The following is a 15,894-nucleotide window of genomic DNA, read 5'->3' as shown; positions in this document are numbered from 1 at the left end:
CCGCCAGATTTTTACAGCCAGTTCCGGCGCTTAAAGTACAGATACGGCGCCAGCCCCGCGAGGATCATAAAGATAATCGCCCCCGGGTAACCAAAGCTCCATTTCAGCTCCGGCATAAACTCAAAGTTCATCCCGTAGCTGGACGCCACCAGCGTCGGCGGCAGGAACACCACGGACACTACCGAGAAGATCTTGATGATGCGGTTCTGCTCGATGTTGATAAAGCCCATCGCCGCCTGCATCAGGAAGTTCACCTTCTGGAACAGAGATTCGTTGTGCGGCAGCAGGGATTCGATATCTCGTAAAATCTCCCGCGCCTGCTCCAGCTGACCGCCCGGCAGACGCGCCTTGCGCACCAGGAAGTTCAGCGCGCGCTGGGTATCCATCAGACACAAGCGCACCTTCCAGCCGATATCTTCCAGCTCCGCCAGCGTGGAGAGCGCTTCGTCGTACTCATCGCCCTGATGGCCTTCCATGATCACGCGGCTCAGCTTTTCCAGATCGCTGTAGATGTTTTCGATTTCGTCCGCCAGCTGTTCAATTTTGGTCTCGAACAGATCGAGCAGCAGCTCGTAAGCGTTACCGTCCACCATTGCCTGGCTGCGGGCGCGCATGCGGTAGAGACGGAATGCCGGCAGCTCGCGCTCGCGCAGGGTAAACAGACGGCCGTCGCGAATGGTAAACGCCACGGTGGAGTTACCCGCGTGGTCTTCCGCATCTTCAAAGAAGAAGAAGGAGTGAATGTGCAGACCGTCTTCGTCTTCAAAAAAACGCGCGGATGCTTCGATGTCTTCCAGTTCCGGGCGAGTTGCCAGGCTTTGCCCCAGTTCAGATTGTACGCGAAGGCGTTCATCGTCGTCCGGCTCGACCAGATCCACCCATACGGCATCAATGAGGGGCTGTGACTCTTCGGCTTCAAGCCGAGTCAGTCGGTTATTTTCGAGTTGAAATGCGCTCAACATGACCGGGACTCCCAATGCAAAAAATATCGGACAGTTCGGTGGGCACACAGAAACAAATTGGGTTTCAGACCATTAAACAGCCTGACTCAGCGCGACGGGAATAATGCAGGTCGCTGACAACCACTAAGGCCATCAGCAAGAGGAGATAGCCTTAGGAGTTGTTCCTGGATGACAGGGAATTGAGCCAGTATCTACTGGGTGTGTCCAAGGCGAATGTCCTCTTAGCGTAATCGTGCGCGCATGTTACGCCAGCTATAACTGTGGCGTCAACACGCAACGGAACGCTGAAGGGCATTAATTGACCTTCACTGTATAAGGCTAGCAGATTATTACAAAATAATGATATTTTTCTGAATGTTAGACTGTTTCCAGCTTCGCATAGGCCGCCACCAGCCATTTGATACCCTGCCCCTGGAACGCTACCTGCAGGCGGCTGTGCTCGCCGCTGCCTTCCAGATTCACAATGGTGCCTTCGCCAAACTTCGAATGGCGCACGCGCTGGCCCAGCTTGTAGCCGGTGTCGGTTTCCGCAATCGGCGAGCCCATGCGCTGATGGCTGACCGGACGGCTGATGCTCGCCCGCAGACGCACCTCTTCTACGCACTCTTCCGGCAGTTCGCCGATAAAGCGCGACGGACGGTGATAAACCTCTTTACCGTACAGACGGCGTGTTTCGGCGTAGGTTAGCGTCAGCTTTTGCATCGCGCGCGTCACGCCCACGTAGGCCAGACGACGTTCCTCTTCCAGACGGCCGCCTTCATCCAGCGACATCTGGCTCGGGAACATCCCCTCTTCCATCCCGACGATAAACACCTGCGGGAACTCCAGGCCTTTGGCGGAGTGCAGGGTCATCAGCTGAACCGCATCCTGCCAGGTGTCCGCCTGCCCTTCGCCCGCTTCCAGCGCGGCGTGGGACAGAAACGCCTGCAGCGGCATCAGGTCTTCGTCTTCTTCGTTGTAGCTGAACTGGCGCGTTGCCGTCACCAGTTCCTCTAAGTTCTCAATACGGGTCTGGCCCTTCTCGCCTTTCTCCTGCTCGTACATGGTGCGCAGGCCGGAGTCTTTAATCACCCGGTCGGTCTGCACGTGCAGCGGCATATCGGCCGTTTCCTGCGCCAGGGCGTCAATCAGCTCGAGGAAGCGCTGTAATGCGCTGGCGGCACGTCCGGCGAGGGCTTTTTCCTGCAGCAGCTCGCGGCACGCCTGCCACAGCGTCAGCTGGCGATCGCGCGAGGCCTGGCGCACCACGTCCAGCGTGCGGTCGCCAATCCCGCGGGTCGGCGTATTGACCACGCGCTCAAACGCCGCGTCATCGTTACGGTTCGCAATGAGGCGCAGATACGACAGCGCATCTTTGATTTCCTGACGTTCGAAGAAGCGCATACCACCGTAAATGCGGTACGGCATGCTCACCTGCAGGAGCGCCTCTTCCAGCACGCGCGACTGGGCGTTGCTGCGGTAGAGAATGGCGCACTGCTCCAGCGCGCCGCCGTTGTCCTGCCAGGTTTTTATGCGGTTCACCACGAAGCGGGCTTCGTCGAGCTCGTTGAAGGCGCAGTAAATCGAAATCGGTTCGCCGTCGACGCCGTCGGTCCACAGCTTTTTACCCAGACGCCCGTTGTTGTTCTCAATGAGGGCGTTGGCCGCGCTCAGGATGTTGCTGGTTGAGCGGTAGTTCTGCTCCAGACGGATGGTTTCCGCACCTGGGAAATCGTTGAGGAAGCGCTGGATATTCTCCACCTGCGCCCCGCGCCAGCCGTAGATCGACTGGTCATCATCGCCCACGATCATCACCTTGCCGGTATCACCGGCCAGCAGGCGGATCCATGCGTACTGGATGTTATTGGTATCCTGGAACTCGTCCACCAGGATATTGGTGAAGCGTTCACGGTAGTGCTGCAGGATGTGCGGTTTGTTGAGCCACAGCTCGTGAGCGCGCAGCAGCAGCTCGGCAAAATCCACCAGGCCGGCGCGATCGCACGCTTCCTGATAGGCCTTGTAGACGTTCTGCCAGGTCTGCTCGACCGGGTTGCCGAAGCTCTGAATGTGGTGCGGGCGCAGCCCCTCGTCTTTCTGGCCGTTGATGTACCACATCGCCTGACGCGGCGGCCACTGCTTCTCGTCGAGGTTCATCGCCTTGATCAGGCGCTTCAGCAAGCGGAGCTGGTCTTCGCTGTCGAGGATCTGGAAATCCTGCGGCAGGTTGGCGTCCATATGGTGCGCGCGCAGCAGGCGGTGCGCCAGACCGTGGAAGGTGCCAACCCACATGCCGCCCTGGCTGGTGCCCATCAGCTGGGCGATACGGTGGCGCATCTCTGCCGCCGCCTTGTTGGTAAACGTCACCGCCATGATGGAGTACGGGGAGCAGTTCTCCACGCTCTGCAGCCAGGCGATACGGTGAACCAGCACGCGCGTCTTACCACTGCCCGCCCCAGCCAGCACCAGCATGTTGGTGCGCGAGGCGGCAACCGCGTCACGCTGTTTGTCATTAAGGCTGTCGAGCAGGTAAGAAACGTCCATTGGCACCGTCACATAGTATTCAGGAACACAGCAAAGCGCCCGGTGGCGCTTCGCTTACCGGGCCTACAACTGCAAACCCCTGGTAATTTATACAATATTACTGGTGATTATATCAGCGTCGTGAGGGATGCCAACCGTGAAATTTCCACGTGCGGCAGAAGACGGCTGTCGGTTGCGGTCATCAGCTCCGCATTTTCCGGCTTGATCCAGCAGGTCTGCATCCCGCAGCGGATAGCACCGGCCACGTCCGTGGTCAGGTCATCCCCCACGTGCAGAATGTTACCCAGCGGCAGGTTAAGCTTATCCGCCGCCAGATGGTACATATCGCTGAACGGCTTCGCACGCCCGTGCGGGCCTGCGCGCAGCACAAACTCAAAGTAATCGCTAAGGCCAAACAGCTCGGGCTGTGCATTGCCGTTGGTGATGGCCACCAGCGGCCACTTTTCGGCAAGCTTCGCCAGCGTGTCGTGAGTCTCCTGCGGCACGTCGATACGGCTGCGCCATTTGGCGAAGTTTTCCATGGCCGCTTCGGCACCGATGGCCGCATCCTGCGCGCTCAGGCCAGCATTGAGCATCGCCTGCTCAACCGCACGACGACGCCATTCGGTCACGTCGTGGTAAATGTCCGGCTCGGTTTCCCGCAGGGACTGACGGAGCTTCTGAAAGTCCTTGTTCTGTATCGCTTTCAGCGCGGGATGGTAGTTCTGCACAAACGCCAGCGACTCCTGCTCGGTACGCAGGATCACCTCGCGGTTGTCGTAAAGGGTGTCATCAAGGTCAAACGTCAGGGCTGAGATCTGACCAAGTGGGCGGTAAAAACGCATTATTTCCCCCGTTTGGCGCGTGGATGCGCCGCGTCATACACCGAGGCAAGGTGTTGGAAGTCTAAGTGGGTATAGATTTGAGTGGTCGACAGATTTGCGTGGCCAAGCAGTTCCTGCACGCCGCGCAGATCGCCGCTCGACTCAAGCATGTGTGTCGCAAAGGAGTGGCGCAGCTTGTGCGGGTGAACGTGGCTATTCAGCCCCTGCTTAATGCCCCACTCCGCAAAGCGCTTCTGGACGTTACGCGCCGAGATCCGTTTGCCGAGCTTCGACAGGAACAACGCATCCTCTTCGCTGCCAAACAGCCCGCGCAGGTCAAGCCAGTGCTCAATCCAGGAAACCGCATTGCGGCCAATCGGCAGGCGGCGCTCTTTGCTGCCCTTGCCCATCACCCACACTTCACCGGACTCCAGATCGAGGTGTTTGATATCAAGATTAACCAGCTCGGACAGACGCAGCCCGGCACCGTACATCACCTCCAGCATCGCGCGGTCGCGCACGGCGAGCGGATCGTTAAGGTCGATATCCAGCAGGCGGTTTACGTCGTCAACGTCGATATTTTTAGGCAGATGGCGCGGCGCTTTCGGCGTGGCGATCCCCTTTGCCGGGTTGGCTTTTAAGGCCCCCTGGCTGACCAGCCAGTCGAAGAAACTGCGCAGCGCTGAGAGCCTGAGCGCCAGGCTTGCCGGGCTGAGATTTTTTTTACGGCTACGCACGACGAACCCGCGTACCGTCGCAGCGTCACATTGTTGCCAGCTTTTCAGGCCGATTTCGTCGGCAATCTGCATGATGGCATCAAGCTGACGCTGGTAGTTGAGCAGGGTAATGGGGCTAAGCTGACGCTCCACGCCCAGATAGCGCAGAAAGCGCGAGACGTCAGTGGCGAGCAGTCCGTCCGTCATACGCGCTCAATCCAGCGCTCCAGCAGCTCGGGCAGCATCAGGGCGATCTCCTGCAGCAGGTGCGTGGCTTGCCCCTGCTCATAGTGATGCGCATCGCGGCTGGTAAATAACATGACACCCAGATCGCCATCGCGCCCCATCAGCGACATCGCCACCGAGCCAATCGCTTTGGCTTCCGGTAACACCACCAGCAGTTCAGGCCCGTTCAGCGGCCCCAGATAGTGGTGCTCATGGCCCAGACGCTGAATGCGCAGCGGTTCAAACGCCTGACGGCTGAGCGCCAGATGGGTGAACCCCGACGGTGCGCCAATACGCCAGCGGTCAGGGAAAAGACGAATCGTTGCGCCCGCCAGCCCCAGCTCGCGAGCCCAGCGGTGGAAGCGGCTGAGGAACTCGTCAAGGCTGTGCGCCGACGCCAGACGCGCCTGCAGATGCAGCAGACGATAGAACAGGCTTTCGTTGGTGCTGGCCTGCTCCATCAGCAGCGTCATGTTCTCTTCTAACTGATTGATGTGGTTGCGCGAGCGCGCCATGTGCCATTCGACCAGCGACACGGTCCCGCGAACCGGATGCGGCACGCGCATCTCTTCGACGACGCGTGCATTGCGAATAAAAAACTCAGGATTGCGCAGCAGATAATCAACAACAGCTCTGTCGTCCAGTTCCGTCACTGTTTCCTGCAGTTCTTCCCCTGGTTGTTTCATAGATGGATAAACCCGTCATAGACATGTGCCGCCGGGCCAGTCATATAAAGTGGATGACCCGGTCCTTTCCAGGCGATATCAAGCCGACCGCCCGGTAACTCCACGCGAACCTCTTCTGCCAGTAACCCCTGAGAGATGCCCACGGCCACCGCAGCACAGGCGCCGCTTCCGCAGGCCTGAGTCTCGCCCGCGCCGCGCTCGTAAACCCGCAGGCGAATGTGCTCGCGCTTCACCACCTGCATAAAGCCGATGTTCGCGCGCTCCGGGAAACGTTCGTGGCTTTCCAGCACCGGGCCGAGCGTTTCGACCGCGGCGGTTTCCACATCATCAACCTGAATCACGCAGTGTGGGTTACCCATTGAGACGACGCCGCACAATACTGTCTGCTCGGCCGCACGCATAATATAGGTCTTTTCCGCTTTGTTTGCGCGAAACGGCACGACGGAGGGCTCGAAGTTAGGCTCGCCCATATTCACGCGCACCAGCTCATCATCGGTGACGCTGAGCACCATGCGACCATTGGCCGTGCTGACGCGAATATCACGCTTGTTGGTCAGCCCTTTCAGGCGGACAAAGCGGGCAAAACAGCGCGCGCCGTTGCCGCACTGGTTAACTTCGCTGCCGTCCGCGTTAAAAATACGGTAGTGGAAATCGAGGTCGGGATCGTACGGTGGCTCGACCACCAGCAGCTGATCGAACCCCACGCCCAGATGCCGATCCGCCAGGCGACGGATCAGTTCCGGGGAGAAAAACACATTCTGCGTTACCGCGTCGACGACCATAAAATCGTTGCCAAGGCCATGCATTTTAGAGAACTGCATCATTTGCTCCATTGCGCGGGTACAGAACGTTGTCGTCAGAGATTAACCTGAGTCGGGCCACCGTTGTCGCCACGATCGTTAGTATTTGGCGTGGTGGACTCAATGCCGCTTTGCACGGGTTTCGTCGGCGGCGGCGCGGTTTTATCCGCAGGTGGGAAGTACAGTGGTCCCTTCAGTCCGCAGCCAGTCAGGCTAAACAGCGTGATGAGAACGGCAAGCGTTCGGAAAGCGTTTTTCATTATAAAGTTGCCCGTAAGTTCAAATCTGTTTCTATCATCGCAGGAGAAGACACAAAAGCAAGAGTTTGCCGCTTTCCTGCAACGGGAATTATTTAGGGTTATACTGCCGGCATCACGAAAAACAGGAACAAAACCATGAACGACAGTGAATTCCATCGCCTTGCCGACAACCTGTGGATGACCATCGAAGAGCGTCTTGACGACTGGGACGGCGACAGCGATATCGATTGTGAAATCAACGGCGGCATTCTGACCCTGAGCTTCGAAAATGGCAGCAAAATTATTATTAACCGCCAGGAGCCGCTTCACCAGGTGTGGCTGGCCGCGAAACAGGGCGGCTATCATTTCGATCTGAAGGACGGGGAATGGGTTTGCGACCGTAGCGGCGTACCGTTCTGGGATCTGCTGGAACAGGCGGCGACCGCGCAGGCGGGTGAGGCTGTGAGTTTCAGGTAGTTTTGTTGCCGGGTGGCGCTGCGCTTACCCGGCCTACGGGTTCGAGCTGTTGTAGGCCCGGTAAGGCGTAGCCGCCACCGGGCGAGCGAAAAGGCTCAGGAGAAATACTGCTGCAACAGCGGCGCGGTGTCCTGATTGGCAGGCGTGGCAGGCGTTACGGCCTGGGTACGGAACGGGATCACCTGCGTACGTCCGTCGACGTTCACAATCTGGTAGAACTGCGGCAGGTTAAAGTTGATAAAGCTTGAGCCATAGGTGAAACGGTCGTGCGAAGAGGAGTAGAAGCGGCTGACGTCGCGCACCAGCTCCTCTTTACTGCCTTCACAGTGGTGATACACCTCGGCGCGGTTGGTTTCATCCAGAATGTAGATGTTGAACCCGGCATCGTCGCCCGACTCTTCAAAGAAGAACTGAATAATCCCTTCGCTGGCGAATCCGTCCACCACCTGCGGGAGCTTAACGTGGTTGGTTTCCACCTGCACCGACAGGCCATGCAGCTTGTTATGTGAAATCGCGCCGTAGAACTCGATGGCGTTTTCCAGTTTCTGTACCGACACGTTCAGACGTTCGAAGAACAGGCCCCAGGTCTGGCCGGAGACGCGCAGCGCTTTAAAGCGTCCGGTTTCCTGGCGGGTACTGGAGAGACGCAGTTCGATACACTCAGAAACCAGCTGCTGCACGCGGGTACGAATTAAACCGCGCAGGTGCTGGCTGTAGCAGAACACCTCAACGCTGTCAGGCGGTGCGGCATCCTGGTGCATCTTGCCGAGAATGGTTTTCAGCGCTTCGATCATCGCCTGCTCGCCGTTGAAATGCAGGGTACGCACTTCGTTCCACGAGTTGCGGTACAGCAGATCCACGCTGCCCACCAGGCAGTTTTGCTGCTCGCCAAAGCTGAAGACGTCCAGCTTGCGGAAGTCAAAATGAACCACCTGATTGCGGAAGGCCGCCGTCGGGTCGTATTCCAGGTTGACGATAATCGCCAGATGGCGAATTTCGCACGGGCTGTAGAGCGCTTTCGGCGTTGGGGCAGGCAGACGCAGCGGGAAGTGGTGCGACACATCCGCGACCATCTCCTGCAGCTTAGCGAGATCAACCACCTCGTTGCCTTTGATAAACAGGCGCGTGCGCGAGGTCAGCAGGCCGTTAAACCAGGCCCAGGCCACCAGCTTGTTCAGGTAGCGGTTATACTCCAGCGGCTGATGGCTGATGATTGAGTCCATGCTTGGCGCACGGTTATACAGATACCACCCGGTGCGGTTTGCGCGGCCCGGCGGCACATAGATAAAGGTCAGATTCGGTTCTGACAGGTCTGGCGAAATCTGCGGGTTAACCAGGGTGACTTTACCCGGCAGCGCTTCAAACGCGGCATACAGCTTACGGGTTAATACCCCGATGTCCTGCGGGCTGGCGGAAACGCTGAGGTTGTTACGGCGCGCAAAGCGGATCAGGTTACGATAGCTTTGCATCATCGCATCGAGCAGTTCGTTGTGCGCTTCACGCACCTGATCGATTTTCCAGTTGGCCCGGTTGTCGAGCATGGACAGACGCGCTTCGTCCCATCCCCACTCTTTCACTAACTGACTGACCACTTCACGACGCCAGCCCACGCAGGCGCGCTCGCGGCTCAATTTCTCACAGACTTTGAGATAGAAACATCGACGCACCAGGTCAAGACGCGTGGTGTCATCAATGGCTTTCAGGTATTCGGTCACGCGCTCCAGCATCATGCAGTAGGCGTCCAGCCCGAAGGAGACGATCTCCCCGTCGTGCAGACGCTGCTTGATATCTTTCGCCAGCAGGCGCGGCGTAGGGTATTCCCAGGAATAGGCTTCCAGCAGCAGCGTTTTCAGCACCGCTTTGTACGGTGAGTCGATACTTTTATAGAGCTGCCAGAGGCTTGCGCCAAAGTATTCTTCGGCTGACAGAGAGCTCAGACCGCCGAGGTCCAGCCATTCGTTTGGCGTCAGTACGCCCTGCGCGTAAAGCGACATGACGTAGTCATCGTAATGCTCTTCTTCTTCGCAAGGGACCATATTCCACAGAATACGCTTCCCGGCCAGACGCACGGCAGTACGGTAAAATTCATCCAGCAGTAAGATGTGCTGAGTCGAGCCGCAGTCTTCACCACCCAGACTGCCGCTTTCGTTATGGCGGAAACGGTTTTCATCAATCAGGAAGAAGCTTACTTCCACGCCGAGCGAGGCCGCCCAGCTCTCCAGCAGGCTGCACTTGCGCTGCAGCAGCTGACGCTCGTCGTTATCGAGCCATGACTGATGGCAGACCCAGATGTCCAGGTCCGAAGAACAGCTTTGCCCTACCGATGAGGTGCTCCCCATAGAGTAAACGCCGGTAATCGGCAGTTCACCTTTTGGAGACTCCTGTGGCGGCATGCCGCGGTAGAGTTCCAGTTCGTTGAGGTAATGCTGTTGGGTTTCATCAGGCGTGAAAAGGCAAATGCCCTGGGGAACGTTACCGTCAAGGTAGCCAGGCATCAGCGGATGGTGATAGTGCAATAATGTCGGCAGCAGACTGTATACCTGCTGGAAAGCAGGGCCCATGGCAGCAAGCGCGCGATCCACACGCAGTTGATTAATGGCATCCAGTCTCTGTTTCAGAGTCTCAATATAGAGGTACAAGACGTATCGCCTGATGTTTCCGGGTGTCGCAAGCTATTCAAAATACGAATAACAGCGGACCCGCAGTATTTCAAAAAGATAACCGTTACCCTTTTTCGCCCTTATCATTTTTGGTGGTAGCGACGAAAAAATGGTCTAAAACGTGATCAATTTAACACCTTGCCGGTTGACCGTAAAGAAAGATGCGCTACATACAAGTGTAGCACCGTTCTGTACGTGTAAATTCCTGAATACGGCTATGGCTGACGAATACGCCGCCTTGTCCCTCTCACGCTTCATCAACCGTAAAACTGCCATCCCAGAGTCAACAATGTTAGGATGGTTAGCGATTGATAATGACGGTAACAAGCATGTTAGACAATGTTTTGAGAATTGCCACACGCCAAAGCCCTCTCGCGCTCTGGCAGGCACATTATGTGAAGCAGCGCCTTGAAGCCTGCCACAGTGGATTGCGCGTCGAGCTGGTGCCGATGGTCACGCGCGGTGACGTGATCCTCGATACGCCCCTGGCGAAAGTGGGCGGCAAAGGCCTGTTTGTCAAAGAGCTGGAACTGGCATTGCTTGAGAACCGCGCCGATATCGCCGTACATTCGATGAAAGACGTCCCCGTCGAGTTCCCGGAAGGGCTGGGGCTGGTGACCATCTGCGAGCGCGAAGATCCGCGCGATGCGTTTGTCTCCAACCACTATGACTCGCTCGACGCGCTGCCGGAGGGTAGCGTGGTTGGCACGTCCAGTTTACGCCGTCAGTGTCAGCTGGCGGAACGTCGTCCTGACCTGAACATTCGCTCGCTGCGCGGTAACGTCGGCACGCGTCTGGGCAAGCTGGATAACGGCGATTACGATGCCATTATCCTCGCCGTTGCCGGCCTGAAGCGTCTGGGGCTGGAGTCGCGCATTCGCGTGGCGATGCCGCCAGAGCTGTCGCTACCGGCCGTGGGCCAGGGAGCCGTCGGCATCGAGTGCCGTCTGGACGATGCGCGTACCCGCGAACTGCTCGCGCCGCTGAACCACGACGAGACCGCTATTCGCGTAAAAGCCGAGCGTGCGATGAATACCCGCCTCGAAGGGGGATGCCAGGTGCCGATTGGCAGCTATGCTGAATTAACAGATGGCGAACTGTGGCTGCGCGCGCTGGTGGGCGCCCCGGACGGTTCGCTGATGGTACGCGGCGAACGTCGCGGTAAAGCGCAAGATGCCGAGCAGCTTGGCGTGTCGCTGGCTGAAGAGCTGCTGGATAACGGCGCCCGCGAGATTCTGGCTGACGTTTACAATGGAGAGCCCCCTGCATGAGTATTCTCGTCACCCGCCCTTCTCCCGCAGGAGAGCAGTTAGTGAGCCGTCTGCGCGCACTGGGGCAGGTGGCCTGGAGTTTTCCGCTCATTGAATTCTCCCCCGGTCGGGAGCTCTCTGCGCTCGCCGACCAGATGAATACCCTTCAGGAAGGCGACCTGCTGTTTGCGCTGTCGCAACATGCCGTGGAATTTGCCCACGCGCAGCTGCAACAGCAGGGTTTGACCTGGCCAACCGCCCCCCGCTATTTCGCGATTGGCCGCACAACGGCACTGGCGCTGCATACCGTAAGCAGCGCGGACGTTCGTTACCCGTTAGATCGGGAAATCAGCGAAGTCTTGCTACAATTACCTGAATTACAAACTATTGCCGGAAAGCGTGCGCTCATTTTGCGCGGTAACGGTGGTCGCGAGCTGCTGGGCGAAACGCTGCGTGAACGTGGTGCAGACGTGACGTTCGTTGAGTGCTATCAGCGCTGTGCAAAACACTACGATGGCGCGGAAGAGGCGATGCGCTGGCACGCGCGCGGCATTAATACGCTGGTGGTCACCAGCGGTGAAATGTTACAACAGCTTTGGTCGCTGATACCGCTCTGGTATCGCGAAAACTGGTTACTCCGCTGTCGGCTTTTAGTCGTCAGTGAGCGTCTGGCGAACCAGGCCCGGGAACTGGGCTGGCAGGATATTCGGATCGCTGATAACGCCGACAACGATGCGCTGCTGCGCGCATTACAATAACTCTCAAATGGGAAGCCATAATGACGGAACACGACAAATCCTCCGCCGTGGTTGAAGAGACCAGGGAGACTGTGGAGACGACGCCACAGCCAGAGACGACAGAGAAAACCGCTGAGAAGAAAAACGGCAGCAACAAAACGAGCCTCGCGCTGAGCGCGATTGCCATTGCCATTGCGCTGGCAGCAGGGGTTGGCCTGTACGGTCTGGTGAAGCAACAGGGTGCTAATCAAACGTCGACCAGCGACGCGCTGGTGAATCAGCTCACCGCCCTGCAAAAAGCGCAGGAGACGCAGAAAACCGAGCTGGAAGCGGTGATTAAGCAGCAGGCCGCCGCGCTTGCCGAGGCGAACAGCAAACAGGAAGAGCTGACCAAACAGCTGGGCGACGTGCAGCAGAAAGTCGCCACGATTTCCGGTACCGATGCCAAAACCTGGCTGCTCTCGCAGGCTGACTTCCTGGTGAAGCTCGCCGGACGTAAGCTCTGGAGCGATCAGGACGTCACCACTGCCGCCGCGCTGCTGAAAAGCGCCGACGCGAGCCTGGCAGACATGAACGACCCGAGCCTTATCACGGCCCGTCGCGCGATCACCGAGGACATCGCCAGCCTCTCCGCCGTCTCGCAGGTGGATTACGACGGCATTATCCTTAAGGTGAACCAGCTGTCGAATCAGATTGATAACCTGCAGCTGGCGGATAACAACGACGACGACTCCCCGATGGATTCCGACGGTACCGAGCTTTCCAGCTCCCTGAGCGAATGGCGCATAAACCTGCAGAAAAGCTGGCAGAACTTTATGGACAGCTTCATCACTATCCGCCGTCGCGACGAAACCGCCGTGCCGCTGCTGGCGCCGAACCAGGATATCTATCTGCGCGAGAACATCCGTTCCCGCCTGCTGGTAGCGGCTCAGGCCGTGCCGCGTCATCAGGAAGAGACCTATAAACAGGCACTGGATAACGTTTCAACGTGGGTACGCGCCTACTACAACACCGATGATGCGACGACCACCGCCTTCCTCGAAGACATTGATAAGCTGAGCCAGCAGAACATCACCATGAACGTGCCGGATAAGCTGGCCAGCCAGCCGATTCTGGAGAAACTGATGCAGACGCGCGTACGTAACCTGCTGGCGCAACCGGGCGTGCCGGCAGAGCCGTCGGGCGAAGCGGCTCCGGCTCCAGCGCCTGAAAGCGCACCACAAGGAGAGTAATGATGCTTAAAGTCCTCTTACTCTTCATCCTGCTGATCGCCGGGATCGTGCTGGGACCTATGCTTGCGGGTCATCAGGGTTACGTCCTGATCCAGACCGATAACTACAACATTGAAACCAGCGTAACCGGCCTGACGATCATTCTGATCCTCGGCGTGGTGGTGCTGTTTGCGATCGAGTGGATCCTGCGCCGCATTTTCCGCACCGGTGCCCACACGCGCGGCTGGTTCGTTGGCCGCAAGCGCCGCCGCGCCCGTAAGCAGACCGAACAGGCGCTGCTTAAGCTTGCCGAGGGTGACTATCAGCAGGTTGAAAAGCTGATGTCGAAAAACGCCGATCATGCCGAACAGCCGGTGGTGAATTATCTGCTCGCTGCCGAAGCGGCGCAGCAGCGCGGTGACGAAGCCCGCGCCAATCAGCATCTGGAGCGGGCGGCAGAGCTGGCTCATGGCGACCCGATTCCGGTAGAAATCACGCGCGTTCGCCTGCAGCTGGCGCGCAATGAAAATCACGCGGCGCGTCACGGTATCGATCGCCTGCTGGAAGTTGCGCCACGTCATCCGGAAGTGCTGCGTCTTGCCGAGCAGGCGTATATTCGTACCGGCGCCTGGGGTTCACTGCTGGACATCATTCCGTCAATGGCGAAGGCCGAGGTGGGTGACGATGAACATCGTGATGAGCTTCAGCGTCTGGCATGGATTGGCCTGATGGATCAGGCGCGCGCCGACCTGGGCAGCGACGGTCTGAAAACGTGGTGGAAGAATCAGAGCCGTAAGACGCGTCAGCAGGTTCCTCTGCAGGTCGCCATGGCGGAACATCTTATTGAATGTGACGATCATGACACGGCTCAGGAGATCCTCCTCGACGGCCTGAAGCGCCAGTATGACGATCGTCTGGTGATGGTGATCCCACGCCTGAAAACCAATAATCCTGAGCAAATCGAAAAAGTGCTGCGTCAGCAGATTAAAACCGTCGGTGACCGCCCGCTGCTGTGGAGCACGCTCGGTCAGTCGCTGATGAAGCACGGAGAATGGCAGGAGGCGAGCCTCGCCTTCCGCGCGGCGCTGAAACAGCGTCCGGACGCGTTTGACTACGCGTGGCTTGCCGATACGCTGGACAAGCAGCATAAGCCGGAAGAGGCAGCCGCCATGCGTCGTGATGGGTTGCTGCTAACGCTGCAAAATAACGGTACGCAGCAGTAAATAAAAAGGAGGCCAGCGGGTCTCCTTTTTTTATCGCCTTTCTCCTGCTACATTCTTTGCACCCACATCCGCAAACGAATCCGCCAATGTAACGATCTCTTTTCATTAACCTTTTTTCACACACGCGCACATTTTGCAGCGTGGACTAAATCGTTTTTGAAAGGAAATCTCAATGAACTCGCTTTTGTATGCGCTTATCCAGGCGCTGCGCTGCCACCGCTGGCTGCGCCTGCTTGCCTGCGCTTTTATCTTTTCTTCGCTGGGGAATGGTCTAACCCAGGTTGTGGTCTTCGGTTTGCTCTTAGCATGGTCAGCCCCGCCCGCTCTGCTGACTCTCGCTTTTCTTTTCGCTACGGTACCCGGATTCATCGGCAGCACGATCGGTGAAAAGCTGTGCTCACGCTGTACTCCGATCTCCCTGCTGATACTGACCGAGGTGCTGGGCCTGCTCGCCCTGCTCTTTCCCCTGCTTGGCGTGGGTTACCACAGCGTTGCCGCATTGCTCGCCGTGCAATCCACCGAAGCGCTGCTCAGCGGGATGAGCTGGCCCGCGTTAACATTGCTCTTTAAGCGCGGACTTAGCGAAGCAGAGCTGCCTGCTGCGACCTGTCTGGAAAATGTGATTTTTGCTTCTCAGGTGTTGTTAGGGACCGGCCTCGGCGTGGTGCTGTTTCAGAAGACATCCGTGTTTACCCTGCTGGCCATTGATGCCGCGAGCTTTTTCGGGTCACTGTTACTGCTATGGATGGCTGGACGCCGGTTTTCTCCGGCACCAGGCCCTACTACTATGGAAAAGGGGGATTCTGCAACATTACGCTGGCAGGCGTTGGCCGTTCGGCAGAAACGCAGCCTGCTCATCCTGCCGGCGCTGGCCGCCGTCGGCTCACCGGCCATGGCGCTTCTTCCTGCACTGGCCCAACAGCTCCGTCCTCTGGATGCGGCGGGTCTTGCTTTGCCCCTGCTTTTCGCGAGGAGTCTGGGGCAGCTTTGTGGCCCCCTGCTGCTAAAAAAAGAGAGCCTGATGCGCTTTGAGGCCCACACGCCGCGAATAATCGTTTGTCTGAGCATCTTTCTGGCCGCTTATGGCATGCTGCCGTTTTTGTCCGGGTGGACGGTATGTGCGCTGGGGATGATCTTTATCGCGCATCTGGCCTCGAATGTTCTCTTCGCAGCGGGCACGTTTGGCGTACTCAGTAGTTTTCCTCTCACGCAAACCGCTTCTGCCAGCGGTAAAGCCTGGCGCTGGCAAACGCTCAGCGCCTCTCTTTTCACCGGCATTGCAGCGGCGGTGGCTTCAGGTTTGGCTCAGTACAGGCGCTATATGCTGTCTCTGCATCGGCCCTGCTGATTGCTGGCCTGATCATGCGCTTGTATCGGGAATAAGG

General features: G+C 58.0%; 14 protein-coding genes and 1 pseudogene. 6 read left to right on the top strand and 9 right to left on the bottom strand.

The window, feature by feature from the left end; translation table 11 throughout:
* Positions 1 to 11 precede the first annotated feature (11 nt).
* From corA to DFO52_RS21380, 8 genes are all read right to left on the bottom strand, one after another.
* Complete coding sequence (gene corA, locus DFO52_RS21415; protein WP_008501540.1) at positions 12 to 962, bottom strand: magnesium/cobalt transporter CorA; 951 nt, start codon at positions 960 to 962, stop codon at positions 12 to 14.
* A gap of 151 nt (positions 963 to 1,113) precedes the next feature.
* Positions 1,114 to 1,170, bottom strand: coding sequence for a YsgD/CorL family protein (gene ysgD, locus DFO52_RS23340; protein ID WP_212743980.1), 57 nt, complete (start codon positions 1,168 to 1,170; stop codon positions 1,114 to 1,116).
* A 149-nt stretch (positions 1,171 to 1,319) separates the two neighbouring features.
* Positions 1,320 to 3,482, bottom strand: a complete 2,163-nt coding sequence (gene uvrD / locus DFO52_RS21405; RefSeq protein WP_033146899.1) for a DNA helicase II — start codon at positions 3,480 to 3,482, stop codon at positions 1,320 to 1,322.
* Positions 3,483 to 3,589: 107 nt separating this feature from the next.
* Positions 3,590 to 4,306 carry a 5-amino-6-(5-phospho-D-ribitylamino)uracil phosphatase YigB gene (gene yigB, locus DFO52_RS21400; RefSeq protein WP_133551147.1) on the bottom strand — a complete coding sequence of 239 codons (717 nt, stop codon included), beginning with the start codon at positions 4,304 to 4,306 and terminating at the stop codon, positions 3,590 to 3,592.
* Positions 4,306 to 5,208, bottom strand: coding sequence for a tyrosine recombinase XerC (gene xerC / locus DFO52_RS21395; RefSeq protein ID WP_047647007.1), 903 nt, complete (start codon positions 5,206 to 5,208; stop codon positions 4,306 to 4,308). The genes yigB and xerC overlap by 1 nt, the downstream gene beginning before the upstream one ends.
* Positions 5,205 to 5,912, bottom strand: a complete 708-nt coding sequence (locus DFO52_RS21390; protein WP_023309626.1) for a DUF484 domain-containing protein — start codon at positions 5,910 to 5,912, stop codon at positions 5,205 to 5,207. Before DFO52_RS21390 ends, xerC begins: the two co-directional genes overlap by 4 nt.
* Complete coding sequence (gene dapF / locus DFO52_RS21385; RefSeq protein ID WP_008501545.1) at positions 5,909 to 6,733, bottom strand: diaminopimelate epimerase; 825 nt, start codon at positions 6,731 to 6,733, stop codon at positions 5,909 to 5,911. The genes DFO52_RS21390 and dapF overlap by 4 nt, the downstream gene beginning before the upstream one ends.
* Before the next feature lie 35 nt (positions 6,734 to 6,768).
* Positions 6,769 to 6,972, bottom strand: a complete 204-nt coding sequence (locus DFO52_RS21380; RefSeq protein ID WP_014885650.1) for a lipoprotein — start codon at positions 6,970 to 6,972, stop codon at positions 6,769 to 6,771.
* Between the two features lie 135 nt (positions 6,973 to 7,107).
* On the opposite strand from DFO52_RS21380, the gene cyaY reads away from it, so the two are divergent.
* Positions 7,108 to 7,428 carry an iron donor protein CyaY gene (gene cyaY / locus DFO52_RS21375; protein WP_023333807.1) on the top strand — a complete coding sequence of 107 codons (321 nt, stop codon included), beginning with the start codon at positions 7,108 to 7,110 and terminating at the stop codon, positions 7,426 to 7,428.
* A 95-nt stretch (positions 7,429 to 7,523) separates the two neighbouring features.
* Here the strand turns inward: cyaY and cyaA are convergent, their stop codons facing one another.
* The gene (gene cyaA, locus DFO52_RS21370; protein ID WP_133551146.1) at positions 7,524 to 10,067 is read right to left on the bottom strand and encodes a class I adenylate cyclase; all 2,544 of its coding nucleotides are present in this window, start codon (positions 10,065 to 10,067) and stop codon (positions 7,524 to 7,526) included.
* Positions 10,068 to 10,417: 350 nt separating this feature from the next.
* On the opposite strand from cyaA, the gene hemC reads away from it, so the two are divergent.
* From hemC to DFO52_RS23140, 5 genes and pseudogenes are all read left to right on the top strand, one after another.
* Positions 10,418 to 11,359: a hydroxymethylbilane synthase gene (gene hemC, locus DFO52_RS21360; protein WP_047647005.1), complete on the top strand. Its 942-nt coding sequence runs from the start codon at positions 10,418 to 10,420 to the stop codon at positions 11,357 to 11,359.
* Positions 11,356 to 12,096 (top strand): uroporphyrinogen-III synthase, encoded by a 741-nt coding sequence (hemD, locus tag DFO52_RS21355; RefSeq protein ID WP_048976898.1) that lies wholly within the window; start codon positions 11,356 to 11,358, stop codon positions 12,094 to 12,096. Before hemC ends, hemD begins: the two co-directional genes overlap by 4 nt.
* A gap of 20 nt (positions 12,097 to 12,116) precedes the next feature.
* Positions 12,117 to 13,307: a uroporphyrinogen-III C-methyltransferase gene (gene hemX / locus DFO52_RS21350; protein ID WP_133551145.1), complete on the top strand. Its 1,191-nt coding sequence runs from the start codon at positions 12,117 to 12,119 to the stop codon at positions 13,305 to 13,307.
* A gap of 2 nt (positions 13,308 to 13,309) precedes the next feature.
* Positions 13,310 to 14,509 carry a protoheme IX biogenesis protein HemY gene (gene hemY / locus DFO52_RS21345; RefSeq protein ID WP_008501551.1) on the top strand — a complete coding sequence of 400 codons (1,200 nt, stop codon included), beginning with the start codon at positions 13,310 to 13,312 and terminating at the stop codon, positions 14,507 to 14,509.
* A gap of 172 nt (positions 14,510 to 14,681) precedes the next feature.
* Positions 14,682 to 15,892, top strand: a pseudogene (locus tag DFO52_RS23140) (MFS transporter).
* The last annotated feature ends 2 nt before the right edge of the window (positions 15,893 to 15,894 follow it).

It is taken from the genome of Enterobacter sp. AG326 (genome assembly GCF_004362415.1).
GTDB classification, from domain to species: domain Bacteria; phylum Pseudomonadota; class Gammaproteobacteria; order Enterobacterales; family Enterobacteriaceae; genus Enterobacter; species Enterobacter asburiae.
This window is presented reverse-complemented; position numbering and strand designations above follow the sequence as displayed.